The sequence below is a fragment of the Streptomyces sp. NPDC020807 genome (assembly GCF_040641575.1).
Classification (GTDB): domain Bacteria; phylum Actinomycetota; class Actinomycetes; order Streptomycetales; family Streptomycetaceae; genus Streptomyces.
Genome location: NZ_JBFADU010000040.1, coordinates 21,630 through 46,766, shown reverse-complemented (window position 1 = coordinate 46,766; position 25,137 = coordinate 21,630). Strand labels below are relative to the sequence as shown.

At 74.9% G+C, this 25,137-nt stretch carries 17 protein-coding genes and 1 tRNA gene; 6 read left to right on the top strand and 12 right to left on the bottom strand.

Translation table 11 applies throughout. The features are described from left to right. Positions 1 to 264: 264 nt before the first annotated feature. Positions 265 to 1,395 carry a DUF2786 domain-containing protein gene (locus tag AB0G79_RS32450; RefSeq protein WP_360812909.1) on the bottom strand — a complete coding sequence of 377 codons (1,131 nt, stop codon included), beginning with the start codon at positions 1,393 to 1,395 and terminating at the stop codon, positions 265 to 267. 164 nt (positions 1,396 to 1,559) lie between these two features. Between AB0G79_RS32450 and AB0G79_RS32445 the strand changes: the two genes are divergently transcribed. The 3 genes from AB0G79_RS32445 to AB0G79_RS32435 all read left to right on the top strand — a co-directional run bounded on the left by AB0G79_RS32445 (position 1,560) and on the right by AB0G79_RS32435 (position 6,325). Next, on the top strand, positions 1,560 to 2,321 hold the full coding sequence (locus AB0G79_RS32445) for an ABC transporter ATP-binding protein (protein ID WP_360812907.1): 762 nt from the start codon (positions 1,560 to 1,562) through the stop codon (positions 2,319 to 2,321). Next, complete coding sequence (locus AB0G79_RS32440; protein ID WP_360812905.1) at positions 2,315 to 4,336, top strand: FtsX-like permease family protein; 2,022 nt, start codon at positions 2,315 to 2,317, stop codon at positions 4,334 to 4,336. The genes AB0G79_RS32445 and AB0G79_RS32440 overlap by 7 nt, the downstream gene beginning before the upstream one ends. Positions 4,337 to 4,630: 294 nt before the next feature. Then, complete coding sequence (locus AB0G79_RS32435; protein ID WP_360812903.1) at positions 4,631 to 6,325, top strand: bifunctional 3'-5' exonuclease/DNA polymerase; 1,695 nt, start codon at positions 4,631 to 4,633, stop codon at positions 6,323 to 6,325. A gap of 107 nt (positions 6,326 to 6,432) precedes the next feature. On the opposite strand, the gene AB0G79_RS32430 is transcribed toward AB0G79_RS32435, so the two are convergent. Together AB0G79_RS32430 and AB0G79_RS32425 are read right to left on the bottom strand one after the other, a co-directional pair. After that, positions 6,433 to 7,737, bottom strand: coding sequence for a hypothetical protein (locus AB0G79_RS32430; RefSeq protein WP_360812901.1), 1,305 nt, complete (start codon positions 7,735 to 7,737; stop codon positions 6,433 to 6,435). Positions 7,738 to 7,893: 156 nt separating this feature from the next. Further along, positions 7,894 to 8,403, bottom strand: coding sequence for a SigE family RNA polymerase sigma factor (locus AB0G79_RS32425; RefSeq protein ID WP_360812899.1), 510 nt, complete (start codon positions 8,401 to 8,403; stop codon positions 7,894 to 7,896). A 152-nt stretch (positions 8,404 to 8,555) separates the two neighbouring features. Here AB0G79_RS32425 and AB0G79_RS32420 point away from each other — a divergent pair, with 152 nt between their 5' ends. Further along, on the top strand, positions 8,556 to 8,948 hold the full coding sequence (locus tag AB0G79_RS32420) for a DUF6479 family protein (protein ID WP_360812897.1): 393 nt from the start codon (positions 8,556 to 8,558) through the stop codon (positions 8,946 to 8,948). 42 nt (positions 8,949 to 8,990) lie between these two features. Here AB0G79_RS32420 and AB0G79_RS32415 read toward each other — a convergent pair whose 3' ends face one another. The 5 genes from AB0G79_RS32415 to AB0G79_RS32395 all read right to left on the bottom strand — a co-directional run bounded on the left by AB0G79_RS32415 (position 8,991) and on the right by AB0G79_RS32395 (position 13,197). Then, the gene (locus tag AB0G79_RS32415) at positions 8,991 to 9,695 is read right to left on the bottom strand and encodes a pyridoxamine 5'-phosphate oxidase family protein (protein WP_360812895.1); all 705 of its coding nucleotides are present in this window, start codon (positions 9,693 to 9,695) and stop codon (positions 8,991 to 8,993) included. 82 nt (positions 9,696 to 9,777) lie between these two features. Further along, positions 9,778 to 9,851: transfer RNA gene (locus tag AB0G79_RS32410), tRNA-Thr, on the bottom strand. 86 nt (positions 9,852 to 9,937) lie between these two features. Beyond that, positions 9,938 to 11,515: an alpha/beta fold hydrolase gene (locus AB0G79_RS32405; protein ID WP_360812892.1), complete on the bottom strand. Its 1,578-nt coding sequence runs from the start codon at positions 11,513 to 11,515 to the stop codon at positions 9,938 to 9,940. A 239-nt stretch (positions 11,516 to 11,754) separates the two neighbouring features. Further along, on the bottom strand, positions 11,755 to 12,960 hold the full coding sequence (locus tag AB0G79_RS32400) for a DNA polymerase III subunit delta' (RefSeq protein WP_360812890.1): 1,206 nt from the start codon (positions 12,958 to 12,960) through the stop codon (positions 11,755 to 11,757). 57 nt (positions 12,961 to 13,017) lie between these two features. Further along, entirely contained in the window at positions 13,018 to 13,197 is a 180-nt protein-coding gene (locus AB0G79_RS32395) for a hypothetical protein (RefSeq protein WP_360812888.1), read from the bottom strand. 138 nt (positions 13,198 to 13,335) lie between these two features. Between AB0G79_RS32395 and AB0G79_RS32390 the strand changes: the two genes are divergently transcribed. Next, positions 13,336 to 14,652: a sensor domain-containing protein gene (locus tag AB0G79_RS32390; RefSeq protein WP_360812886.1), complete on the top strand. Its 1,317-nt coding sequence runs from the start codon at positions 13,336 to 13,338 to the stop codon at positions 14,650 to 14,652. Then, entirely contained in the window at positions 14,640 to 15,284 is a 645-nt protein-coding gene (locus AB0G79_RS32385; RefSeq protein WP_360812884.1) for a response regulator transcription factor, read from the top strand. The genes AB0G79_RS32390 and AB0G79_RS32385 overlap by 13 nt, the downstream gene beginning before the upstream one ends. A gap of 54 nt (positions 15,285 to 15,338) precedes the next feature. On the opposite strand, the gene AB0G79_RS32380 is transcribed toward AB0G79_RS32385, so the two are convergent. The 4 genes from AB0G79_RS32380 to topA form a co-directional block, all read right to left on the bottom strand. Continuing rightward, positions 15,339 to 17,816 carry an FtsX-like permease family protein gene (locus AB0G79_RS32380; protein WP_360812882.1) on the bottom strand — a complete coding sequence of 826 codons (2,478 nt, stop codon included), beginning with the start codon at positions 17,814 to 17,816 and terminating at the stop codon, positions 15,339 to 15,341. Next, a complete protein-coding gene (locus tag AB0G79_RS32375; RefSeq protein ID WP_360812880.1) occupies positions 17,813 to 18,586 on the bottom strand; it encodes an ABC transporter ATP-binding protein in 774 nt (257 codons plus the stop codon). Before AB0G79_RS32375 ends, AB0G79_RS32380 begins: the two co-directional genes overlap by 4 nt. A gap of 86 nt (positions 18,587 to 18,672) precedes the next feature. Further along, positions 18,673 to 22,107, bottom strand: a complete 3,435-nt coding sequence (gene tmk / locus AB0G79_RS32370) for a dTMP kinase (protein ID WP_360812878.1) — start codon at positions 22,105 to 22,107, stop codon at positions 18,673 to 18,675. 119 nt (positions 22,108 to 22,226) lie between these two features. Then, positions 22,227 to 25,073: a type I DNA topoisomerase gene (gene topA / locus AB0G79_RS32365; protein WP_360812876.1), complete on the bottom strand. Its 2,847-nt coding sequence runs from the start codon at positions 25,071 to 25,073 to the stop codon at positions 22,227 to 22,229. Positions 25,074 to 25,137: the final 64 nt, after the last annotated feature.

Sequence of the window (25,137 nt, the reverse complement as noted above, 5' to 3'; positions counted from 1 at the left end):
GCCCGGGGGCACATTCAGCCCCGCCGGCGTTTGAGGCGCGGGGTCCGGGGCGGAGCCCCGGTTTCGGGAAGGGGCGGGGTGGGGGAGAAGGCCCGCCGCAGGCGCCGGACCAGGCCCGGTGGCGGGGCGCGCCCCGGAACGTCCCGCTGGCCCCGGACCAGGCCCGGCGGCGGCGCGCCCCGCAACGTCCCGCAGGCACCGACACCGGCACCGGCACCGGCACCGGCACCGGCCGGAACCCACCCGCTCAAGGGCGGGGCCCGCCTACCGCAGCCGCGGACGCCCCGGATGCAACCCCGCCCGATCCGCCGCATCCGCCCCCCGCGTCCACCCCGCCTCGTCCCAAGCCGCCCGAACCCGGGTCGTACGGGTCTCCGGAAAGAGCTCGTCCGTGCGCGCCGTCACCGCGACCTCGCGACTCGCCAGCGCCGGAAGCAGCGTCGGCGCCTCCGCCGCCACCCGGCGGGACGTCGCCGAGAGCCGCTTGCCGAGCCGGTTCGCGTACGCCAGGAAGAACGACTGGCGGAACGACTTCGTGCGCTTGCGTCCCCCGGCCCGCTGCTCCGCCTCCGCCCGCGTCATCGCCGCCGTCCCCTGCACGAGCAGCGACGTGTAGAGCAGTTCCACCGGGTCGAGGTCCGCCTCGAAGCCGACGACCGTCGAGAAGCCGTACGCCTCGTTCCACACGGCCCGGCAGTGGTTGGCCGTCGCCACCGCGTCCAGCAGGATCGCCTTCGCCTGCTCGTACGGCGGCTCGACGCCGATCCGGATCGCCCCGGGCGTCTCCGGCGACGGCGCCCCCGCCGCGAGCGTCGCCTCGTCGAGGCTGTGCCGGGCCATCAGCTCCTGGGCCTTGGCGGTGAGCGCTTCCGCCTCCTCCGGGTACCCGGTCGCCTCCGCCTTCGCGAGGAGGGCCCTGATCCGCGTCAGCATCCGGGGCTCGCCGGCCGCCGCGGGCGGCAGCGCCTCACCCGGTGCAGGCCCGACGGCGTCGAGCCTGGGGAGCCGGACCAGGAGCCGGTACAGCTCCAGGACCGTCGTCGCGTACGAGAAGCGGTCCGTGGGGCGGGCGGCCCCGGCGTCGAGCGCCTCCAGCTGCGCGTCCCAGCGGCGCGGCAGCCGTTCGTACCGCGTGGTCTCCTTCACGATCAGCCCGGCGAGCACGCGCGCGTGCTCGTCCTCCAGCTCCCGCCGGACGGTCCTCGCCAGGTCCGCCGGCTGCCACCCGCGCGCCCACAGGGTCCGTACGAACTCCTCGCCGCGCCGTGCCAGCTCCGCGTCGGCGGAGGGGTCGGCCGCGAGCAGCGACGCCGCCGTGTCGAGGGCGTCGAGGCCGCGGTCACCGCCCGCGTACAGCGCCTCGAAGGCCTTGTCGACGGTACTGCCGGAAGTCATGCCGTGCCTCTCGCGTCCCGATGCGTGTCCCCCTCGATGGTCTCAGGGGTTCTCGGGGGCGTCTCGGGGGCACCTCGGGGGTTCTCGGGGGTAGGGCCGGCCCTACCCCCGAGACGCCCCCTGGTGGTCGTGATCGGCACGCGCGAAAGCGGTTCGCTGAACCCATGACGCCCTATCCCACCCCGGCCTCCACACCCGCCCCCGCCGCCGTACGGCTCCGCGGCCTGGCCCGGCACCACCGTGACGTCCGCGCCCTCGACGGCGTGGACCTCGACTTCGCGGCCGGTACCTTCACCGCCGTCATGGGCCCTTCCGGCTCGGGAAAGTCCACGCTCCTCCAATGCGCCGCCGGGCTGGACCGCCCGACCTCGGGGACGGTGGAGATCGGCGGCACCGCCCTGGAGGGGCTGAGCGAGCGGGGCCTGACGCTCCTGCGGCGGGACCGGATCGGTTTCGTCTTCCAGTCGTTCAACCTGCTTCCCTCCCTGACGGCCGCGCAGAACGTCGCCCTGCCCCTCCGTCTCGCTGGCCGCCGCCCGTCCCGTAGCCAGGTGGGGGACGTCCTCGCCCGGGTGGGCCTCGCCGGAAGGGAACGGCACCGGCCCGGCGAACTCTCCGGCGGGCAGCAGCAACGCGTGGCCATCGCACGGGCGTTGATCACCCGCCCGGCGGTCCTGTTCGGCGACGAGCCGACGGGTGCGCTGGACTCGACGACGAGCCGCGAGGTCCTGGACATGTTGCGGAGCCTGGTCGACGAGGAGGGCCAGACGATCGTCATGGTCACGCACGACCCGGTGGCGGCGGCCCGCGCGGACCGGGTGGTGTTCCTGGCGGACGGCCGTGCGGCGGGCGAACTGCGGGCGCCGACGGCGGAGTCGGTGGCGGAGAGGATGGCGGGACTGGCCGCCGAAGGGCCGGCATGCTGACCGTCATCGTCTCCGGCCTGCGCGCCCGTTGGGCGTCCTTCGTCGGCGGCTTCCTCGCGCTGGCACTGGGCGTCGGACTGCTCGCCACCATGGGTCTCGGCCTCTCCGCCACCTTCCACGCGCCCGAGCGTTCTCCCCAGCGGTTCGCTTCCTCCCCCGTCGTCGTGCAGGGTCAGGACCGCCTGACGCTCGACGTGCGGCGCGGACCCGCGACCGTACCCGTCACGCACCGCCTCGATCGTCCACAGCCTGTGGATACCGAACTGCTGCGCGAACTGCGCGCCCGCTGGACCGTGACGACGTCCGGCGGCCCCGACGCCGTCGGGGTCGAGGCTCCCTCCGCCGACGTCCGCGCCCTCGTGGGCGACCGGGCCCGCGTTCTCACCGGGCACGCGCGCGTGGAGGCCGACCCCGACCCCGAGCGGGACGCCCGGGCACTCGTCGGGCTCAACGCCCTCCTCGGGACGGCGGGCGGCGTCACCGCCTTCGTCTCCGTCTTCGTCGTCGCCTCGACCTTCGCCTTCGCCGTCGCCCTGCGCCGTCGCGAGTTCGGACTGCTCCGCACGGCGGGCGCGACCCCCGGGCAGGTCCGCCGGATGCTCCTCGCGGAGGCGACGGTGCTCGGCGTCCTCGCCTCGGGGGCGGGCTGCGCCCTCGGCGCGCTCGGCGCTCCCGTCCTCGCCAGGACGCTGGTCGAAGGTGGCCTGGCGCCGCGGTGGTTCGCGGCCGGCGAGGCGGTCTGGCCCTTCCACCTGGCCTTCTGGACGGGCCTGACCGTCGCCCTCGCGGGGGCGGTCGCGGCTTCCCGCCGGGCGGGGAAGGTCGGCCCGGCGGCGGCGCTGCGGGACGCGGACGTCGACACGGACGTGCTGCCCGTGGGCCGGGCGCTGCTGGGGGCGGGGCTGCTGGCCGCCGGCCTGGTCCTCCTGGTCCACGCCTGCGCCACGGACCCGTCGTCCCTCCTGAAGCGGAAGACGTACACGACCGTCCCGATGCTGCTGATCGGCGGCACGGCCCTCCTCTCCCCGCTGCTCGTCCGCCCGGCGGCGCGGCTGCTCGGCGCGCTGGGAACGGGCGGCGGGCGCGGCGGTGCGGTGGGCATGCTCGTACGGGAGAACAGCGCTGCGTCCGTGCGCCGTACCGCCGCCGTGGCCGCGCCCGTCCTCGTGACGGTGGCGCTCGCGGGCACGCTGTTCGGCTCGGCGGCGAGCGTCACGCGCGCGCGTGCGGAGGAGGCGCGGCAGCAGACGGTCTCCCCCACGGCTCCGACCTCCGTCTTCGTACGGGACGGGGAGGAGGCGGTCGTGAAGTACGGGGCGCGGGCGGTCACCGACCCAGCGGCGTTCGCGAAGCTCGCACACCTGCCGGTGGTGGCCGGGGACCTGGGGGGCCTGGACGACGGATCGATCGTCGTGAACGAGGAGTTCGAACGGCGCGGGGTGGGCGAGACGGTGGAGGTGTGGCGGGCGGACGGGAGCGGTCCGGTACGGCTCCGGGTGGCGGCCGTCCTCGCACGCGGGACGGGCGACAACGGCCCGTACGTGACGCGGGCGAACGCACCGGGGGCGACGGCAGCGGAAGCGAAGACGAGAACGGACACGAAAACGCCAACGGAAACGGAAGCTGCGCTCACCGCCAGCCCCCAAGCCCGCCTCGGCATGATCCTGGTCCTCGGCATCGCGCTGGTCTACACGGTGATCGGCCTCGCCAACACCCTCTTGATGGCGACGTCGGTACGCGGCGCGGAGCTGTCCGCACTGCGCCTGGCGGGCGCCACGCGGGCGCAGATCCTGCGGGTCGTGACGGGCGAGGCGGTCCTGGCGACGGCGATCGGCACCCTCCTGGGACTGGCGGTGACGGCCGCGGTCCTGGGCGCCCTGGCCGCGGCCCTGTCGTCCCTGGGCGCCCCGGTGACCCTGGCCGTCCCCTGGTCGACGACGACCGCCGCGGCGGCGGTCTGCACCGCTGTGGCCGTCGCCGCCTCGGCCGTCCCCGCGTGGCGCCTCACGCGCTGACCGGCCATGGTGGGACAACGGGGCGGTGACAAGGGTCGGAGCCGGGTCACCGCCCCGTCCGCGTCCGGCCCCGCGGCAGACCCGGCCCGGAGCCAACTCCAGCCCGCGGCAGATCCGGCCCGGAGCCAACTCCAGCCCGCGGCAGACCCGCCCCGGACCCAACTCCAGCCCCGCCGGCGTTTGAGGCGCGGGGTCCGGGGCAGAGCCCCGGTTTCGGGAAGGGGCGGGGTGGGGGACAGGCCCGCCGCAGGCGCCTACCCCCCACTGTCAGACCCCCCTGTCACACTCGCACCCATGACCGAAAGGTGGGCCCTCGCCCCCGAGCCGGAGGGAAACGGCGCACAGCTCGTCCCCCTCGGCCCCGACGGCCTGCCCGCCGGCCCCGTCCGCCACGAGTCCGACCTCGTCACCGCCGTCCGCTCCCGCCCGGACGTCACCCGCTGGGTCTGGCGGGCGACCGCCGAGGTCTACCCCCGCCTCCTCGCCGCCGGCGTCCGCGTCGAGCGCTGTTACGACGTGGAGGACGCCGAGCAGCTCCTCCTCGGCCACGAGGGCCGCCTCGGCGAGCCCCGCTCGGCCGCCGCCGCCTGGGCTCGCCTGCGGAACGCCCCCGTACCCCCCGATCCCCCGCAGCGCGCCGCCGAGCCCGGCTCGCAGGACTCCCTCTTCGAGCCGCGCCCCTCGTCCGACGTGCCCTTCGAGGGCCTGCTCGCGGTGTACGCGGAGCAGCTCCGCCGCCACGACCGCGCCGAGCACCCGGGCAGGATGCGCCTGCTCACGGCCGCCGAGTCGGCCGGCATGCTCGTCGCCGCCGAGATGCACCGCGCGGGCCTGCCGTGGCGGGCGGACGTGCACCGGGAGCTGCTGCACGAGCTGCTCGGCGAGCGGTACGCGGGCGGGGGCGAGCCCCGTCGTCTCGCCGAGCTCGCGGACGAGGTCTCCGCCGCCTTCGGGCGGAGGGTCAGACCGGACCTGCCCGCCGACGTGGTGAAGGCCTTCGCGGGGGCCGGCATCCGGCTGCGGTCGACGCGCCGCTGGGAGCTGGAGGAGGTCGACCACCCGGCGGTCGCGCCGCTCGTCGCGTACAAGAAGCTGTACCGGATCTGGACCGCACACGGCTGGTCGTGGCTGGCGGACTGGGTCAGGGACGGCCGTTTCCGGCCGGAGTACCTGCCGGGCGGCACGGTCAGCGGGCGGTGGACGACGAACGGCGGCGGCGCGCTGCAGATCCCGAAGGTGATCCGGCGCGCGGTGGTCGCCGACGAGGGCTGGCGGCTGGTCGTCGCGGACGCCGACCAGATGGAGCCGCGGGTGCTGGCCGCGATCTCCCGCGATCCGGGGTTCATGGAGGTCGCGGGCCACCCCGACGACCTCTACCGCCGTCTCTCCGACCGCGCGTTCTCCGGCGACCGGGACCACGCGAAGATCGCGCTGCTCGGCGCGATCTACGGGCAGACCAGCGGCGACGGCCTGAAGAACCTGGCGGCTCTGCGCCGTCGCTTCCCGCGCGCGGTGGCCTATGTCGACGACGCGGCGAAGGCGGGCGAGGAGGGGCGGCTCGTCCGGACGTGGCTCGGCAGGACGAGTCCGCGGGCGGTCGGCGCGGGCGACGCGGAGGAGGCGGGACTGCCCCAGGACGGCGGCGAACCGGAGGTACGAGAGGGGGGCGAGTTCGTTCCCGGCTACGCCTCGGGGAACGCGCGGGCCCGCGGCCGCTTCACCCGTAACTTCGTCGTGCAGGGAAGCGCCGCGGACTGGGCGCTGCTGATGCTCGCGGCGCTGCGCCGCTCGCTCGCGGGGATGCGGGCGGAGCTGGTCTTCTTCCAGCACGACGAGGTGATCGTGCACTGCCCGGCGGAGGAGGCGGAGGCGGTGACGGCGGCGATCGCGGCGGCGGGGGACGAGGCGGGCCGGATCGCCTTCGGGGACACGCCGGTGCGGTTCCCGTTCACGACGGCGACGGTGGAGCGGTACGCGGACGCGAAGTAGCCCGGAGGGAAGCCGTACCGACTCCCCTCCGGACCACATCGAGGACTCCTTCGAGGACTCCTTCGAGGACTCCTTCGAGGACTGCCCCTGAGGGCCGCCCCTGCGGACTACTTCTGGGCAGGCCGCGTCTGCCACTTCCCGCTGAGCGCGATCGTCTTCAGCTGATCCATGGTCAGCGCGGGCTCGGCACGGGTCGCGTCCTCGTGCTGGGCGCCGGTGTTGAAGGCGGAGACGACGACCCGGAGGCCCTCGGGCGTGATGGTGTCGACGGTCCACCAGACGACCCCGGAGCCGCCCTTCTCACCGGGCTGCCGGGTGAGCTTCACCTTGCGGCCGTCGGGAAGGGTGGTGACGTCCCCGGTGAAGAGGCCGTCCGCGCCGCCCATGCCGTACTGGACGTTGATCTGGACGAGGCTCTTGCCCTGGCCGTCGTCGACGACCATGTAGCCGTACCCGTCCTCACCCTCCGCTTCGACGACGGTGAGTCCCTTCGGCAGGAGGGAGCGCAGGCCCGCCTCGATGAAGGCCCCGCCGAGCTGGGCCGGCGGCTGGTGGGCGGAGTCGGGCCCGCGCTTCACCTTGACGTTCGGGGCCAGCTGCTCGTACAGCGGGCGCCAGTCGTCGGTGGTCACGAGCTTCCGCAGCTCGGCCGCGTCGAAGGGCGGGTCCTCGCGGGTGATCGCCTCCCCCTTCTCGGCGGGGGCGTTGTACTCGTTCACGTCGACGATGAAGCCGTCCTTGGTGAGCAGGACCGCCCGCCAGTCCTTGGTCTCCTCGCGCTTGTCGGGGTACTCGTACCCCTGGAGGATCATCAGACGGGCACCGCCCGGCAGGCGTTCCTCGTCGCAGTGGTCGTACGGGACGGCGACCTTGCTGGGGCAGGTGACCTGGCCCGAACCGGCCTCGCCGTCGCCGCCGGCGGAGCGGTAGAAGCCGACGGTGACGCCGGCCCTGCCCGCGCCGTCGTCGTAGACGGCGCTGACGTGCTGGCCCGTGCCCTCCAGCGACTCGAACTCCCACTTGCCCTCGGGGGTGTTGTTCTTGAGGACGGCGGCGATGTCCTTGATCGGGATCTGCTCGGCGACCGGCTCCCCGCTCCCCTTGCCGGGCGCCGCGGTGGCGGTCGTTCCGGTGGGCTTGGGCGTGGCCGGCCCGGCCACCGACGTGGTGGTCGCCTTGCCCGCCGGGGTGAGGACGGAACCGCCGTACACCCCGCCGATGCCGATGGCGGCGAGCGCGAGGGCGCCGCCGGTCACGGCGAGGCGGCGGCGCACGATCCGGCGCCGGCCGCGGGCGAGGCCGGCGCTGACGATCTCGCGGCGGCCGTCGAGGGTGAAGCTCTCGCCGGTGCTGCGGAGGGCCGCGCCGAGGCCGTCCTCGAACGGGTCGGGCTGGGGGTCGTTCTGGGGCATGGCAAACCACCGTCTCCGGTCGATAGGGAAAGAGAAGAAGAGGAAAGGGAGCGCCCCCTCAGATGAGGAGCCCGCTCGCATGAGGAGCCACTCGCATGGAGAACCACTTGTCTGGGGAGCCACTCGCCTGGGGAGCCACTCGCCTGAGGAGCCCGCTCAACGAGCGGCGAGCTCCATCACGGTCCCGCCGAGCCGGGCGCGCAGCTTCGCGAGCGCCCGTACGGACCGGGTGCGGACGGCCGCCGAGCTGACGTGCATGGCGTCGGCGGTCTCCTCGACGCTGCGGTCCTCCCAGTACCGCAGCACCACGACCGCCCGGTCCTTGGGCGCGAGCCCGGCGAGCGCGTCGAGCAGCGCGATCCGGAGCGCCGGGTCACCCCCGTCCTCGGGGGCGCGGTCGGGCAGCTCGCCGAGGGGACGCTCGGTGGCCGAGCGGCGCCGCCGGTGGCTGAGGAACGTGCGGACGAGCACGGTCTGGGCGTACGCGGCGGGGTTGTCGATCCGTGCCATGCGGCCCCAGAGGGCGTACATGCGCCCCAGGGTCTCCTGGGTGAGGTCTTCGGCGAGATGGGTGTCGCCGCTGGTCAGCAGGCATGCGGACCGGAAGAGGTGCCCGGTGCGTGCGGAGGCGAACTCCAGGAACTCATCCGCGCGGGACGTCTTCATGCCCCTCCCTTCCTGCCGGTCACGTGGTGTCGCCGCCTGTGTGGTCGCCGTACACCTTCATGACGCGACGGGCGCGCGGAAATGTTTCAGCAAATCTGGGAGGGGACGCCCGTCCGACGAGTCCAAGAAGCGGAATCGGGTAATCCTGAAGTATGAACACTCTCAGCGCAGCAGAGACCCTGGCCGCTGGGGTTTGGCAGTCAGGTCTCGCACAGGTCATCGGCGGCCTCGTCATCGTCGCCGTCCTCATCGGAGCCTTCTGGCTCGGTCAGCGGATCAGGGACCGCGAGCCCGCTCCCCCGAAACCGGAGGAGCAGCCGCACAGGCCGGAGACGGACCGGTTGCCCGGCGAGATGTCGGAGTACCGCCGACCGGCCGAAATGCCGCACACGGACGGCGCACACCGGCTCATGCCGTACCAGCTCAAGGACTCGGGCACCTCGGGCACCGAGACCTCGCCGGAGCCGCCGAGCGAGGAGAAGCGCAAGTGGGGCGGCATCTCCAGCGGCGGCTTCGGCAGCGGCGGCACGGGCCACGGCGACTGACCGCCCTCACCCGAGCCCCCAGGGCTCCTGCGCCCCAGGTCCCTAACCTCCCAGCGTGCGCCCGGCCCGCTCGGCCACGTGGCGGGGCGGCTCGGCCCCCACGGGCAGGCAGGGGTCGGTGACCGGCTCACCGAAGGTGGTGACCACCGGCACGACCCCCGCCCACAGCCCGAGGGCGGCGTCCTCGGAGTCGCCGTCGTCCGGCGGGCCGCTCGCGATCTTCACGGAGGCCTCGGTGAGGTCGAGCGCGAGGAGCGTGGTGGCGGCGAGCTCCTTGCGGCTGGGCTGCCGCGCGTAATCCCACTGCCCCGGGGAGCTCTGCTCGGTGAGTGCGCGGAGCCCGCGCAGCTTCTCGTCGGGGTCGGTGACGATCCGGGGTATGCCGTAGACCATCGCGCAGCGGTAGTTCACACCGTGCTCGAAGACGGACCGGGCGAGGACGAGCCCGTCGACGTGGGTGACGGTGACGCAGACGGTGGTGTCGGGCGCCTGCACCATGCTGCGGCTGGCGACGGACCCGTGCAGATAGAGCCGGCCGTCCTCGACGCCGTACACGGTGGGCACGACCATCGTCGTCCCGTCGACGGGAACGCCGAGGTGGCACAGGAACCCGGCCGCGAGCACGGCGTCCAGGTCCTCCCGCCGGTGGCTCCCCTTCTCCCGCATCCGCCGCAACCGCGTCCGCTCGGTGACGACGAGCGTGCTGTCGGCCGACTCCTCGGCGGCGGTCCCTCGGGTGGTGCTCATGCCACGTGTCCTCTCGTTCCGCGTACGGATGGCGAACAACAGAAAACCCCAGGTCAGAAGAATCTGTCCTGGGGTTTCGCTGAGCCGCCTTCGGGATTCGAACCCGAGACCTACGCATTACGAGTGCGTTGCTCTGGCCAACTGAGCTAAGGCGGCGTGCCGTGCGGACCCATTATCGGGTGCAGCAGCGCCGCCAAGTCTACACAGTTTTCGGAGGTGCTCCGACCACCCCCGGATCATGGCTATGAGCAGCGCTTTCCGTCTTGCGGAGGCGTTCCTTCCAGGAGGTAGGTGTTGATCGCCGTGTCGATGCAGTCGCTGCCCCGCCCGTAGGCCGTGTGGCCGTCGCCCTCGTAGGTGAGGAGGGTGCCGGAGGAGAGCTGGGCGGCGAGGGAGCGGGCCCACTTGTACGGGGTCGCCGGGTCGCGGGTGGTGCCGACGACGAGGATCGGCGCGGCGCCGTCGGCGGTGATGCGGTGGGGGCGGCCGGTGGGCGAGGTGGGCCAGTAGGTGCAGTTGAGGGCGGCCCAGGCGAGGCCCTCGCCGAAGACCGGGGAGGCCTTCTCGAAGGAGGGGACCGCCTGCTCGGCCGCGGCGGGATCGGCGTAGGCGGGCGGCAGGTCGAGGCAGTTCACGGCGGCGTTCGCGTACATCAGGTTCGCGTACGTGCCGTCCGCCTCCCGCTCGTAGTAGCTGTCGGCGAGCGCGAGGAGGCCCGAGCCCTCGCCGCCGATCGCCCGGGTGAGCGCCTCGCGCAGCTGGGGCCAGGCCCCCTCGTCGTACATCGCCGCGATCACGCCGGTCGTGGCGAGGGACTCGCCGAGCTCGCGGCCCTCGCCGGTGGGCAGCGGTGCGGCGTCCACGTCGCGGAAGAACTTCCGGAGCGCGGCCCCCGCCGCCTCGACCGAGCCGGTGCCGAGCGGGCAGTCCGGCGTACGGACGCAGTCGGCGGCGAAGGCCCGGAAGGAGGTCTCGAAGCCGCCGGTCTGGTCGCGGTTGAGGTCGAGCGCCGAGAGGGAGGGGTCCATGGCGCCGTCGAGGACGAGCCGGCCGACCCGGCCGGGGAAGAGCTCGGCGTACGTGGCACCGAGGAAGGTGCCGTACGAGGCCCCCACGTAGTGCAGCTTCTCGTCGCCGAGGACCGCCCGCAGGACGTCCATGTCGCGGGCCGTCTCCACGGTGGAGACGTGCGGCAGTACCGTCCCCGAGCGCTTCTCGCAGCCCGCCGCGAAGCGCTTGAAGGAGGCGCTGAGCTCGTTGATCTCCGCCGCGTCGTCCGGAGTCTGGTCGACCTGCGTGTACGCGTCCATCTGCGGGCCCGTCAGGCACTCGACCGGCTCGCTGCGGGCGACGCCGCGCGGGTCGACGGCCACCATGTCGAAACGGGCGCGGACGGGGGCGGGGTAGCCGATGCCCGCGTACCCCTGGAGGTAGCCGACGGCCGAGCCTCCGGGGCCTCCCGGGTTGACCAGGAGCGAACCGATCCGCTTCCCGGGGCCCGTCGCCTTCGTCCGCGAGACGGCGAGCTTGACGTCGCCCGCCTCCGGCTTCGCGTAGTCGAGCGGGGCGAGCAGGGTCGCGCACTGGAACCCGACGACGCCGCAGTCCCGCCAGGCGAGCTTCTGCCCGTAGTACTTCCTCAGCGCCCCCGAGGCGGGGTCCTGCGAGGCGGCCTCCCGGGAGGCGGGGGCCTGGGCGGCGGACGCCTCGCTCCGCGTGCGGGACGCGGCGGCGTCGCTTCCGCCCGTACAGCCGGAGAGGATCAGCCCGGCGGCGGCGAGGGCCGTGGCGGACGTACGGAGCAAACGCCTGGAGTCCATTGCCGGAGGGTATCCAGACGGGTACACACCGTGTCCAATCCGGAGTCCGGCGGGCGCCTGAGCGGGACCGGTGGGCGCCGGAACGGGCGCCGGGGGACGCCGGAACGGGCGCCTGAACGGGCGCCGGAGGATGCCAGAGCGGGTGCCGGAGGGTGCCGAAGCGGTGCCGGAACGGGCGCCGGAGGGTGCCGAAGCGGCGCCGGAACGGGCGCCGGAACGGGCGCCGGAGGGCGCGTCGGCTACTCCCGCAGCGCCATCGTCATCGCCTCGACCGCGAGCAGCGGCGCCACGTTGCGGTCGAGGGCCTCGCGGCAGGCGAGGATCGCCTCGATCCGGCGCAGCGTCCGCTCCGGCGTCGTGTCGCCCGCGATCCGCTCCAGCGCGTCCCGCACGTCCGTGTTGGCGAGGGGCGCCCGGGAGCGGAGCTGGAGGGCGAGGACGTCCCGGTAGAAGCCGGTGAGGTCGGTGAGGGCCAGGTCGAGGCTGTCGCGCTGCGTACGCGTCCTGCGGCGCTTCTGCCGCTCCTCCAGCTCCTTCATCGCGCCGGCCGTGCCGCGCGGCATCCGCCCGCCCTGCGCGGCGCCGAGCGCCGCCTTCAGCTCCTCGGTCTCCTTGACGTCGATCTCCTCCGCCACCTGCTTGGCGTCCTCGGCGGCGGCGTCGACGAGCTCCTGGGCGGCCTTCAGGCAGCCGCCGATGTCGGCGACCCGCAGCGGCAGCTTGAGGACGACGGAGCGGCGCGCGCGGGCGCGCTCGTCGGTGGCGAGCCGTCGGGCCCGGTCGATGTGGCCCTGGGTCGCGCGGGCGGCGGCGTGCGCGATCTCCGGCTCGATGCCGTCTCGCCGTACGAGCACGTCGGCGACGGCCTCCACGGCGGGCGTCCGCAGCGTCAGGTGGCGGCAGCGGGAGCGGATCGTCGGCAGCACGTCCTCCAGGGAGGGCGCGCAGAGCAGCCACACCGTGCGGGGCGCGGGCTCCTCGACGGCCTTCAGGAGCACGTTCCCCGCGCCCTCGGTGAGGCGGTCGGCGTCCTCCAGGACGATGACCTGCCAGCGGCCGCCGGCCGGGGAGAGCTGGGCGCGCCGGACGAGGTCGCGGGTCTCCTTCACGCCGATGGACAGCAGGTCCGTGCGGACGATCTCCACGTCCGCGTGGGTGCCGACGAGCGACGTGTGACAGCCGTCGCAGAACCCGCAGCCCGGCCCGCCGGTGCTCATCGCCCGGTCGGGGCTCACGCACTGGAGCGCGGCGGCGAACGCCCGCGCCGCCGTCGCCCGGCCGGACCCCGGCGGGCCCGTGAACAGCCACGCGTGGGTCATCTTCGACGCCTCGGGGGCGGGCAGTCCGGCGGCATGGGCGGTCACGAGCGCGTCGGCGTCGCGCGCGGCGGCGGCGAGCTGCTCCTCCACCCGCGTCTGTCCGACCAGGTCGTCCCATACGGCCATGTCTGCCCCTCCTCAGGTACGCCCTCCATTGTGGGGCAGCGCTCTGACATCCCCGGATCAGCCACGGGCCTCCTCGCGCCGCCGCGTCAGCCACAGCCCGACCGCGGAACCGAGCACGACGGCCCCGGTGCCGACGCTTCCGGCGGCACGGAGCCCGCCGGTCAGGTCCGAGAACGTGCCGACGTAGACGTTGGCCAGGACGCTCACGACGAGCAGCAGCCAGAGAAGGGGGCGCATGGGGTACCTCCGTGCGAAGTGGGTGGGTGCCCTACGATCCTCGCCCTCCCCAACCGGCCCGCACAGCGGTGCCCGCTCCCGGGCCGTGGTGTAGCCCGCTCCACCGTGTCGCCTCCCGGCGCCGCCTAGGCTGGCGGGATGCGTGTGGCGATCAAGGAAGCGTTCCGGGCGTGGCTCCACCTGACGGTCGGGGCCGCGGTCTCCGTGCTCTGCTACCTGATGGTCGCCGTCGCCCTGTTCACCGCCGTCCTCACCGTCACGGTCATCGGCGCGGGCGTGCTGCCCGAGAGCGTGCTGCTGCTGCGCCGCCTCGCCGGGTGGGAGCGCCGTCGCACGGCCGCGTGGACCGGGACGCCGGTCCCGGAGGCGTACCTGCCGCTCGAAGGCCCCCTCCCCGCGCGCGTGCGGACGGCTTTCACCGACCCGGGCACCCGGCAGGACCTGCTCTGGGGTGCCGCGCAGCTCCTCTACGGCATGGTCCTCTGGTGCCTCTCGCTGATCCTGTGGATCCCCGCGCTCCTCGTCGACGGGGTCCAGGCCGGGCTCGTGGGGCGGCGGCCGGTGGCGCTGCCGCTGGTCGGGCGGCTCGCGGCGCTCGACGCCGAGTGGTCGCGCGCCCTGCTGACGCCGTCCCCGGCGGCGGCCAGGGACGCCGCCCTCGCGGCCCGGGTCGAGCAGCTGACGGCCACGCGCGCGGGCGCGGTCGCCGCGCACGGCGCCGAGCTCCGCCGGATCGAGCGCGACCTCCACGACGGCGCGCAGGCCCGCCTGGTGGCGCTGTCCATGCGGATCGGCCTGGCCCGGCGCGTGTACGACTCCGATCCCGCGACCGCCCGCGCGTTCCTCGACGACGCCCAGACGCAGGCGGAGGAGGCCCTCGCCGAACTCCGGCACGTGGTGCGCGGCATCCACCCGCCGATCCTGACCGACCGGGGTCTGACCGGGGCGGTACGGGCTCTCGCCGCGAGCAGCGGCCTGCAGACGACGGTCACGGTGACGGGCCTGACGGAGGACGGCCGGGCGGAGGACGGCCGGGGGGAAGACGGCCGGGCGGAGGACCGCCGGGCGGACAGCCGGACGGATGGCGGCCGGGCGGAGGACGGCCCGGCTCAGATCGGCCCGGCGCACGACCGCGACGCCACCCCCGCGCCCGAAGCCCCCCGTGCCCCCGCCGCCGTCGAGGCCGCCGCCTACTTCGTCGTCGCCGAGGCCCTCACCAACGCCGCCAAGCACAGCGGCGCCGCCCGCGCCTCCGTCGCCCTCACCCGCGAGAAGACCGCGCTACGCGTGCGCGTGGCGGACGAGGGACGCGGCGGGGCCGAGGCCGCCGAGAGCCGCGGCTCCGGCCTGACCGGCATGCGGCGCCGGGTCGCCGCGCTCGACGGCACCGTACGACTGACCAGCCCCGTCGGGGGCCCGACCGTGATCGAAGTGGAGCTTCCGTGCGTGTGGTGATCGCCGAGGACAACGCCCTCCTCAGGGAGGGCCTGGTCCTGCTGCTGACCTCGTCGGGGCACGAGGTCGTCGGCGTCGCGGCCACCGGCCCCGAGATCCTGCCCCTGCTCCTCGAGCACCGCCCCGACGTGGCGGTGCTCGACGTACGGCTGCCGCCCGACTTCCGCGACGAGGGGCTCCGTGCGGCGCTCGCCGCCCGCGAGCACCTCCCCGAGCTGCCGCTGCTCGTGCTCTCGCAGTACGTGGAGGAGACGTACGCCGCCGAGCTCCTCGGCGGCGGCGCGCGCGGCGTCGGCTACCTCCTGAAGGACCGGGTGGGCCGGGTCGACGAGTTCCTCGACGCCCTGGAGCGGGTCGCGTCCGGCGGTACGGCCCTGGACCCGGAGGTCGTCACCGAACTGATGGCCCGTCGGCGCGACGACCCGCTCGACTCGCTCACGCCCCGCGAGCGCGAGGTCCTCGGGCTCATGGCCCAGGGCCACGACAACGCGACGATCGCCCGCTCGCTGGTGGTCACCGAGCGGGCCGTGCACAAGCACATCGGGAACGTCTTCCTGAAGCTCGGCCTGCCGCCGACCGACAGCGGCGGCCACCGCCGGGTCCTCGCGGTCCTGGCCTACCTCAACGCGTAGCCGCCGCTCCCGGCGCCCCGCCCGCGACCCCGGCCATGATCGGCCGGGCAGGCCCTACGTCCCCGCGCCCGGCCGCCGCACCCGCCGGAACTCCTCCAGGAACACCCCCGTCACGACCGTGACGAGGACGACCCCGACGATCGCACCGGCCTGCGCGGGCGGCAGGTACGGCAGGCCGCCGGTGAGCGCCCAGGCGAAGGCGGTCAGCGGCAGCGCGCCCACCGCGAGCCCGACGAGGAGGCCCGTCACGGTCAGGAATCCGGCCTCCAGGCCGAGCATGCGCCGCAGCTGTCCCGCCGACGCGCCGACCTGGCGCAGGAGGTCCCGTTCGCCGCGCCGCCCGGCGCCGATGAGGGCGAGGGTGCTGAGGACGGAGAGGACGGTGAGCCCGCCGATCGCGGCGACGATGCCACCGGAGACCAGCCCGTTGAGCTCGGCCCCGGGAAGCGTCACCGCCACGGGCGCGACCGGCGCCCCGCGTCCGGTGCCGGACGCCAGCACGCGCGCGGGGTACGGATCGCTCATGTGCGGGGCCAGTTCGGCCTTCGGGAGCAGGAACTCGCCGAGGGCCAGCGAGCGTTCGTAGACCGCGACCACCCGCAACCGCTTCTCCGTGCCGTCCCCGAGCCGGAGCGCCACCGTCGAACCGGGCTTCGCGTCGAGCGACTTGGCCATGTCCGCGCCGACCGCGACCGTGCCCGCCCGGCCGAGTCCGGCGAGGTCGCCGGCGACGACGCCCGGGTCGAGCGTGCCGGCGAGTCCCTCGGCGTCCACGCCGAGGACCGGGAGCCGGTCGAGGCGCGGCGCGCCCGCCTCGGTGCGGGCCAGGACGACCGAGGAGCTCAGCACGTCCGTGGCCGCGTCGACCCCCGGCAGCTTCCGTACGCGCTCCGCCGTCGTACCGGTGAACGCGAGGTCGGCGGTGGTCGCCGCACGGGCCTGGGCGGCCGCCGCCCGCTCCATGGTGGCGCCCGCCGAGAGCTGTACGAGCGCGAAGGAGGTGACGAGGACGACGGGGACGAGCGCGGCCCCGAGGCGCCGGGAGTGCGCGCCCGCGCCGGCGGCGGTGAGCCGTCTGGGCGCACCGCCGAGCCGGCGGAACGGCCGGTCGAGGACGGCCGTCGCGGCCCGCGCGATCCACGGGCCGAGCAGCGCGCAGCCGGCGACCAGGGTCACCGTGGCCGCCCCGGCAGCGGCGGCGGCCGCCTCGCCGCCCTGGACCGTGGCGGCCCCGGCCGAGCTCGCGCCGAGCACGAGCAGGACGATCCCGAGGACGCGGCGGACGCGCCCCGTCCCGGGCCGCGCGGGCCTGCGGGCGGCGAGGAGGACCACGAGCCGGGCGAGGCCGACGACGAGCGCGGAGACGGCGAGGACCGCGGCGAACAACCAGGTCGGGACGGGAAGTTCGAGCCCCTCCGGTACGACTCCGGTACGGGCCCGCAGCGCCGACCACAGCAGCTGGAAAACCGGCACGGCGGCGAGCGCGCCGAGCAGGGCCGCGGCGGCGGCCACCCGGCCCACCTCGCGGCCCGCCGCCGCCCGGACCTGCCGGGGCGACGCGCCGACGGAGACGAGCAGCTCCCTTTCGGCGGCGCGCTGCTGGAGGGCCTGCGCGACCAGCGAGGAGAGGACGAGGGCCGCGACGAGGAGGAGGGTGCCGGAGACGGCCGCGAGGAGCTGGAGGAGGTCCCCGCGCGCGGGGAGCGCGCCGAGGTGCTCGGCGCCGCCCCGGCCGTCGCCGGTCAGGGCCCGGAGCGGCTGTCCCGACGCGGTGTCCTTGAGCCCGGCGTCGTCCAACGCGGCCCGCACGCGCGCGTGGAGGGTCTCCACGGGGACGCCGGGATCGGCCAGGACGCCGACGGCGTCGACGGCCCCCGGGTGCCCGGCGATCCGCCGTGCCTCCCCGGCGGTGACGTAGAGCGCGTCCGGCCCGTCGGCCACGCCGACGACCTTCCGCCCGGCGAGGGTGTCCCCGACGCCGACACCGGGCCCTGCCCCGGCCCCCACGACGACCTCTCGGCCGTCGCGCGGCTCGCGCCCGTCGGTCAGCTCGTACGGGGCGAGACGAGCGGCCTCCCAGGAACGCCCGGCGTACGCGCGCGTGCCCGCGCCGCCGTCCGGGGCCGGGTTCGTCGTGCCCGCGCCGTCCCGGGCCCGGGACCCTTCCCGTACGACGAAGGTGTCGTCCGGGACCGCCTCCCGTACGCCCGGTACGGCGCGCAGCACGTCGACGGTCGCGGCCGGGATCCGTACCCGTTCGGTGAGGCCCGCCGAGGCCGTCTGCGGCTCGCCGCCCCACGGGGTGACCGTCGACTCGACCTCCTGGTCGCCGGCGACGACGACGGGCGCGGCGGCGTACCGCTCCACGCGCGCGTGGCCGAGTGCGGTGGAGCCGAGGGCGAGGGCCAGGGCACCGAGCAGCGCCGAGGTGACGGCGACGGCGGCGAACACGGCCGCCCACGCCTTGCGGTGGGTGCGCAGCGAACGGGCGGCGAGCAGCCGCACCGCCGGGTTCCCGGGACGGCCGCTCATCGGGCGGCCCCCGACAGGACGCCGGCGGTACGGGCGCCGAGCGCGGCCCGTACGCCCGCCTCGTCCGGCCGGTCGAGGCGGCCGGCCATCCGGCCGCGCTCCAGGAACACCGCCTCGTCCGTCCAGGTGGCGGCCACCGGGTCGTGGGTGACGAGGACGACGGTGGTGCCGCGCTCGTCGACCGCGCGCCGCAGCAGGGCGAGGACGCCGCTCGCCGTGACCGGGTCGAGGGCGGCGGTCGGCTCGTCGGCGAAGACGACCTCGGGCTCGTTGACCAGGGCGCGGGCGATGGCGACCCGCTGCCGCTGGCCGCCGGAGAGGTTCTCGGGCCGGTCGTCGGCACGGTCGGCGAGGCCCACGGCGTCGAGCCCGGCGAGCGCCCGGTCGACGAGCGCGCGGTCCTCGCGGGCCCCGGCGAGGAGCAGGGGCAGGGTGACGTTCTCCCGCACGCTCAGCGCGGAGACGAGGTTGAGCGACTGGAAGACGAAGCCGATGCGGTCCCGACGCAGCCGGGTCAGGCCGGCGGCCTTCAGGGTGGCGAGGTCGGTGCCCCCGATCCGTACCCTCCCGGCCGTCGGCCGTTCGAGTCCGGCCGCGCAGCGCAGCAGCGTGGACTTGCCGGAGCCGGACCGGCCCATCACGGCCACGAAGCGTCCGCGCGGCACGGTCAGGTCGATCCCGTCGAGCGCGGGCGCCCCGCGTCCGTACGCACGGCTCACGCCGTCCAGGGCGAGGGCGGCGCCGTTCTCCGTCACTGCTGTCGTCGTCATACCGCAACGCTAGAAAAGCGCAGGTCAGGCCGGTATGGGGCTGGCTGCCGGACCGGGGGTGGTGCTAGCTCCACCCCCGGTGCCGGTCAGCGGCGGCGGCGCGGGCCCTCGCCCTCGTCGTCGTGCGGGCCGAACAGCTCGTCGGCGAGGGTCGGCAGGTCGTCGAGCGGGGTCTCCTCCGCCCAGTCCGAGCGGCGGCGCGGACGGCCGTGCTCGTCGAGCTGGGGCAGCTCGCGGGTGCGGTCGTTCGCCCCTTCCGGCTCCGGCCGGGCCTGCGGCCGCTCGTCGCGGAAGATGCCCTGCGGCACCCGGTCCACGGGCCGGACGGGAGGCAGGACGGCGGTCTCGTCGACCGCGCGCGGGTCGGTGATCCTGGGCAGGACGGCCGTCTCCTCGGCGGCCCTCGTGTCCTTGACCTGCGGCAGGACGGCGGTCTCCGCCTCCGGCCTCACGACCGGCTCGGACTTCGCGACCGGCTCGGACTTCGCGATCGCCTCGGGCTTCACGACCGGCGTCTGTACGGTGACCTCGTTCGGCGAGACGGACGGCTGGGCCACCCGCGGATCCGGCTTCACGACGGGGGTCGGCACGGTGACCTCGTTCGCCGACTCCTGAGCGGCGGCCTCCTCCGCGGCCGCCTTCTCGGCAGCGGCCTTCTCGGCGGCAGCGCGCTCGGCGGCGCGCTTCTCGGCGGCAGCCTTCTCCGCAGCCGCCTTCTCCGCCGCGGCCTTCTCCGCAGCGGCGGTCCGCTCCGCCGCAGCCGCTTCCGCGGCCGCCGCGCGCTGGGCCGCGGCGGCCACCGCGGCGGCACGCTCGGCGGCGGCCTTCTCCGCGGCGGCCTTGGCGGCGGCCTCGGCCGCGACCTTCTCGGCCGCCGCCTTCACCGCCGCGGCCTCCGCCGCCTTCGCCGCGGCCGCCGCCTCGGCCATCCGGCGGGCCTCCTCGGCGCGGAGCAGCGCCTCCTCGGCCTTGCGCTGCTTCTCCAGGCGGCGCGCCTCGGCCTCGGCCCGGAGCCAGGCCTCCTTCTCGGCCTCCTTGCGGAGCCGCTCCTGCTCCTCCTGGCGGGCCTTCTCCTCGGCGGCGAGGCGCCGGCGCTCCTCCTCGGCGGCGGCCTCCGCCGCGAGCCGCTCCTCCTCGGCCTTGCGCCGGGCCTCCTCGGCCTGACGCTCGGCCTCCAGGCGGCGCGCCTCTTCCTCCTCGCGCCGCTTGCGCTCCTCCTCCTCGGCGCGGAGCTTGGCGAGCTGTTCCTGCCGCTCGCGCTCCAGGCGCTCTTCCTCGGCCTTGCGGGCGGCCTCTTCCTCGGCCCTCCGCCGCGCCTCCTCCTCGGCCTTGCGGCGGGCCTCCTCGGCGGCCTTGATCTCGGCCTCGGAGAGCGGCAGCATCCGGTCGAGCCGGTGGCGTACGACGGTGGTGACGGCCTCGGGCTCCTGGCCGGCGTCGACGACGAGGTAGCGGCTGGGGTCGGCGGCGGCGAGGGCGAGGAAACCGGCCCGTACGCGCGCGTGGAACTCCGGCGGCTCGGACTCCAGCCGGTCGGGCGCCTCGGTGAACCGCTCGCGGGCCGTCTCCGGGGAGACGTCGAGCACGACGGTCAGGTGCGGGACGAGCCCGTCGGTCGCCCAGCGGGAGATGCGGGCGATCTCGGTCGGGGAGAGGTCGCGGCCCGCGCCCTGGTAGGCCACGGACGAGTCGATGTACCGGTCGGAGATGACGACCGCGCCCCGCTCCAGGGCGGGCCGGACCAGGGAGTCGACGTGCTCGGCGCGGTCGGCCGCGTACAGCAGGGCCTCGGCCCGGTTCGACAGCCCCGCGGACGAGACGTCGAGGAGGATCGAGCGGAGCCGCTTGCCGATCGGGGTGGCGCCGGGCTCGCGGGTGACGACGACCTCGTGGCCCTTGGCGCGGATCCACTCGGCGAGCGCCTTGACCTGCGTCGACTTGCCGGCGCCGTCGCCGCCCTCCAGGGCGATGAAGAAGCCGGTCGGGGAGGGCGCCTGGGCCGGGTCGGAGCCGCGGACCGCGTCGCGCAGGTCGCGGCGGAGCGGTACGCCCGCGCGGTCGTCGGTCCTGGCGAGGACGAGCGCGGCGACGGGCAGCAGCAGGGCGCCGACGAGGGCGAGCGTGTAGGCCGCGCCGCCGTGTTCGAGGACGAAGGTGCCGCCCGAGGACGCGAGCCGGTGCGGGCCGATCGCGGCGGCGAGCAGCGGCGCGGCGAGCGCGCCGACGGCCATGCCGACGCGCGCGGCGGCCTGGAGGCGGGCGGTCGTCACGTCGCGGTCCGGCTCCTCGGTCTCCTGGTCGACGAGGGTGTGGCCGGTGTGGGCGGCGACACCGGCGGCGTACCCGGCGAGGACGGCGAGCAGCAGCACGGTCGCCGTGTCGGGGACGAGGCCCATGGCGAGCAGCGCGACGCCGGTGACGGCGGTCGCGAGGGCGAGCAGGCGGCGCCGGGAGAGGACGGGCAGGACGTGCCGCGCGGTGCGGATGCCGACGGCGGTGGCGCCGCTGAGCGCGAGGATCAGGAGCGCGTACGTGACGGGGCCGCCGCCGAGGTCGTACGCGTGGAGGACGGCGACGGACGCGGCGGCGGCGATCGCCCCGGCGACGGTGGCGCAGGTCAGGACGAGCAGCGGGAGCGCGCCGGTACGGCCCTTCGCGCGCTCGCCCTCCTCCTCCGTCCCGCCCTTGCCTCCGGTCCCGCCCAGCCCCGCGAGCGGCGAGCGGAGTGCGGGCCCGCGCCCGCCGGGCAGCGCCATCCCGAAGAGGACGGTGACGGAGGCGGCGAAGAGTCCGGCGGCCACGTACGAGCCGAGGGCGGCCTGGTGGAACGAGAACCAGTCGAGTCCGGCGCCCAGCAGGTTGCCGACGAGGGTGGCGACGAGCAGCGCCACGGCGGCGGCGGGCACGGCGAGGAAGGCGGTGCGCAGCGAGAGCCGGCGCAGCGCGCCCAGGTGGTCCGGGAGCGGCCGGACGGCGTCGCCCTCGGGCGGGGCGGCGGGGAGCAGCGCGGGGGCGGCGCCCTCGCGGCAGACGGTCCAGAGCCGCTCGGCGGCGCCGGTCACGAAGACGGTGCCGAGCACGTACCAGAGGGCGGAGCCGGGGAGCCAGTCGATCCAGAGCGGGGCGACGACGAGCAGCGCGAGCCGCACCCCGTCGGCGCCGATCATGGTCCAGCGCCGGTCGAGCGGGCCGTCGGGCCCGGTCAGCCTGGCGAGGGGGCCGAGGACGACGGCCCCGAACAGGGCCGAGGCGAGCAGGCGCGTACCGACGACGGCGGCCACGGCGAACGCGGCGCCCCGGTAACCGCCCCCGAGCGCGCCCTCGGCGACGGCCGCCTGGAGGCCGAGGAGGACGAGGACGAGGAGTCCGAGGGCGTCGCCGACGCTGCCGACGAGCTGCGCGTTCCACAGACGGCGGAGCGGCTGGTGGCGCAGGAGCGCCCGTACGGCACGCTCCTGGGAATCCGCGACGAGTGCGGCGTCGAAATCGCCGAGGCGGTCTGGCTGCTCTGCTCGCGTCATCCGTCCACCCTATCCGGACGGTCCGGCACCCGGCGGCCTCCACCCGAACACGGGGGCGAACGTGGGGAGGGGGAGGAAGCGTCGCTTCCTCCCCCTCCCCACGACCGTTCGCGGCAGGACTACTCCGGCTGCGCCGCCGCCGTCTTCTTCGCGGCGGTCTTCTTCGCGGCCGTGGTCTTGGCGGCCGTGGTGGTCTTCTTCGCCGCCGTCTTCTTGGCCGCCGTCGCCTTGGTGGCCGTGGCGGTCTTCTTCGCGGTGGCCTTCTTGGCCGGGGCCTTCTTCGCCGGGGCCTTCTTCGCCGGTCCCTTGGCCCGCTTCTCCGCGAGGAGCTCGTAGCCGCGCTCGGGCGTGATGTCCTCGACGCTGTCGCCGGTGCGCAGGGTGGCGTTGGTCTCGCCGTCCGTCACGTACGGGCCGAAACGGCCGTCCTTGACGACGACGGGCTTCTCGCTGACCGGGTCGGTGCCGAGCTCCTTCAGCGGCGGCTTGGCGGCGGCCCGGCCACGCTGCTTGGGCTGGGCGTAGATCGCCAGCGCCTCTTCGAGGGTGATCGTGAAGAGCTGGTCCTCGTCGGTGAGCGACCGCGAGTCCGTGCCCTTCTTCAGGTACGGGCCGTAGCGGCCGTTCTGCGCGGTGATCTCGACGCCCTCGGCGTCCGCGCCGACGACCCGCGGGAGGGACATCAGCCGGAGCGCGTCCTCCAGGGTGACGGTGTCGAGCGCCATGGTCTTGAAGAGGGAGGCCGTGCGCGGCTTGACCGCGTTCTTGCCGGTCTTCGGGGTGCCCTCGGGGAGGATCTCCGTGACGTACGGGCCGTAGCGGCCGTCCTTCGCGACGATCTGGTTCCCGCTGACGGGGTCGGTGCCCAGCTCGAAGTCGCCGCTCGGCTTGGCGAGCAGCTCCTCGGCGTGCTCGACGGTCAGCTCGTCGGGCGCGAGGTCGTCGGGGACGTCGGCGCGCTGGTGGCCCTCGGCGTCCTTCTCGCCGCGCTCGACGTACGGGCCGTAGCGGCCGACGCGGAGCACGATGCCGTTGCCGACGGGGAAGGAGGAGATCTCGCGCGCGTCGATGGCGCCGAGGTCGGTGACGAGCTCCTTGAGGCCGCCGAGGTGGTCGCCGTCGCCGTTGCCCGCGTCGGCCGCGCCGCCGGAGGCGCCCGCGCCGGACTCGCCCTCGCCGAAGTAGAAACGCTTCAGCCACGGCACGGACTGGGCCTCGCCGCGCGCGATGCGGTCGAGGTCGTCCTCCATCCTGGCGGTGAAGTCGTAGTCGACGAGCCGCCCGAAGTGCTTCTCCAGGAGGTTGACGACGGCGAAGCTCAGGAAGGACGGCACGAGGGCCGTGCCCTTCTTGAAGACGTAGCCGCGGTCGAGGATGGTGCCGATGATCGAGGCGTACGTCGACGGGCGGCCGATCTCGCGCTCTTCGAGCTCCTTGACCAGCGAGGCCTCGGTGTAGCGGGCCGGCGGCTTCGTCGCGTGGCCGTCCGCCGTGATCTCCTCGGCGGTCAGCGCGTCGCCCTCCGCGACCTGCGGGAGGCGCTTCTCGCGGTCGTCGAGCTCCGCGTTCGGGTCGTCGGCGCCTTCCACGTAGGCCTTCATGAAGCCGTGGAAGGTGATCGTCTTGCCCGAGGCGCTGAACTCGGCGTCCCGGCCGTCGGCGGACCGGCCGCCGATCTTCACGGTGACGGAGTTGCCGGTCGCGTCCTTCATCTGGGAGGCGACGGTCCGCTTCCAGATGAGCTCGTACAGGCGGAACTGGTCACCGGTCAGGCCGGTCTCCGCGGGGGTGCGGAAACGATCACCCGAAGGACGGATCGCCTCGTGCGCCTCCTGCGCGTTCTTGACCTTGCCCGCGTAGACGCGCGGCTTCTCCGGCAGGTAGTCGGCGCCGTACAGCTGCGTGACCTGCGTCCGCGCCGCCGCCACTGCGGTGTCGGAGAGGATCGTGGAGTCCGTACGCATGTAGGTGATGAAGCCGTTCTCGTACAGCTTCTGCGCCACCTGCATGGTCGCCTTCGCACCGAAGCCGAGCTTGCGGCTCGCCTCCTGCTGGAGCGTCGTCGTCCGGAAGGGGGCGTACGGGGAGCGGCGGTACGGCTTCGACTCGACGGACCGCACGGCGAACGCGGTGTCGGCCAGCGCGGCGGCGAGCGCCCGGGCCTTCTCCTCGTCCAGGTGCAGCACGTTCTCGGTCTTCAGGCGGCCGTCGGCGCCGAAGTCGCGGCCCTGCGCGACGCGCTTGCCGTCGACCGTGTTCAGACGGGCGACCAGCGTCGACGGGTCGGAGGCGTCACCGGTGCGGCCGGTGCCGAAGGTGCCGGTGAGGTCCCAGTACTCGGCGGAGCGGAACGCGATGCGCTCGCGCTCGCGCTCGACGACGAGCCGGGTGGCGACGGACTGCACGCGGCCGGCGGAGAGCCGCGGCATGACCTTCTTCCACAGGACCGGCGAGACCTCGTAGCCGTACAGCCGGTCGATGATGCGGCGGGTCTCCTGGGCGTCGACCATGCGCTGGTTCAGCTCGCGCGGGTTGGCGACGGCCTCGCGGATGGCGTCCTTGGTGATCTCGTGGAAGACCATCCGGTGGACGGGGACCTTGGGCTTCAGGACTTCCTGGAGGTGCCACGCGATGGCCTCGCCCTCGCGGTCCTCATCGGTGGCGAGGAAGAGCTCGTCGGACTCGGCGAGCAGCTCCTTGAGCTTCCTGACCTGCGCCTTCTTGTCGGCGTTGACGACATAGATGGGCTGGAAGTCGTGCTCGACGTCGACGCCGAGGCGGCGGACCTCGCCGGTGTACTTCTCCGGCACCTCGGCGGCACCGGAGGGGAGGTCGCGGATGTGCCCGACGCTCGCCTCGACGACGTAGCCGGGGCCGAGGTAGCCCTTGATCGTCTTCGCCTTGGCAGGCGACTCGACGATGACGAGTCGGCGGCCGCCGTGTGCGGTCTCGCTGGTCGGGGACAACTTCGCTCTTCTCTCCGGATCGACACTCTCTGGCACGTACGGCACTGGCACGCACGGCAGCGGC

What these genes read in the sequence shown, in the direction of transcription:
- AB0G79_RS32430 (WP_360812901.1), bottom strand. Translation starts at nt 7,737, where the DNA reads ATGCCCCAGAACGACCCCCAGCCCGACCCGTTCGAGGACGGCCTCGGC.
- AB0G79_RS32425 (WP_360812899.1), bottom strand. Translation starts at nt 8,403, where the DNA reads ATGAAGACGTCCCGCGCGGATGAGTTCCTGGAGTTCGCCTCCGCACGC.
- AB0G79_RS32400 (WP_360812890.1), bottom strand. Translation starts at nt 12,960, where the DNA reads ATGGCCGTATGGGACGACCTGGTCGGACAGACGCGGGTGGAGGAGCAG.
- AB0G79_RS32415 (WP_360812895.1), bottom strand. Translation starts at nt 9,695, where the DNA reads ATGAGCACCACCCGAGGGACCGCCGCCGAGGAGTCGGCCGACAGCACG.
- AB0G79_RS32445 (WP_360812907.1), top strand. Translation starts at nt 1,560, where the DNA reads ATGACGCCCTATCCCACCCCGGCCTCCACACCCGCCCCCGCCGCCGTA.
- AB0G79_RS32450 (WP_360812909.1), bottom strand. Translation starts at nt 1,395, where the DNA reads ATGACTTCCGGCAGTACCGTCGACAAGGCCTTCGAGGCGCTGTACGCG.
- AB0G79_RS32395 (WP_360812888.1), bottom strand. Translation starts at nt 13,197, where the DNA reads ATGCGCCCCCTTCTCTGGCTGCTGCTCGTCGTGAGCGTCCTGGCCAAC.
- tmk (WP_360812878.1), bottom strand. Translation starts at nt 22,107, where the DNA reads ATGACGCGAGCAGAGCAGCCAGACCGCCTCGGCGATTTCGACGCCGCA.
- AB0G79_RS32380 (WP_360812882.1), bottom strand. Translation starts at nt 17,816, where the DNA reads ATGAGCGGCCGTCCCGGGAACCCGGCGGTGCGGCTGCTCGCCGCCCGT.
- AB0G79_RS32375 (WP_360812880.1), bottom strand. Translation starts at nt 18,586, where the DNA reads ATGACGACGACAGCAGTGACGGAGAACGGCGCCGCCCTCGCCCTGGAC.
- AB0G79_RS32390 (WP_360812886.1), top strand. Translation starts at nt 13,336, where the DNA reads ATGCGTGTGGCGATCAAGGAAGCGTTCCGGGCGTGGCTCCACCTGACG.
- AB0G79_RS32420 (WP_360812897.1), top strand. Translation starts at nt 8,556, where the DNA reads ATGAACACTCTCAGCGCAGCAGAGACCCTGGCCGCTGGGGTTTGGCAG.
- AB0G79_RS32435 (WP_360812903.1), top strand. Translation starts at nt 4,631, where the DNA reads ATGACCGAAAGGTGGGCCCTCGCCCCCGAGCCGGAGGGAAACGGCGCA.
- AB0G79_RS32405 (WP_360812892.1), bottom strand. Translation starts at nt 11,515, where the DNA reads ATGGACTCCAGGCGTTTGCTCCGTACGTCCGCCACGGCCCTCGCCGCC.
- AB0G79_RS32440 (WP_360812905.1), top strand. Translation starts at nt 2,315, where the DNA reads ATGCTGACCGTCATCGTCTCCGGCCTGCGCGCCCGTTGGGCGTCCTTC.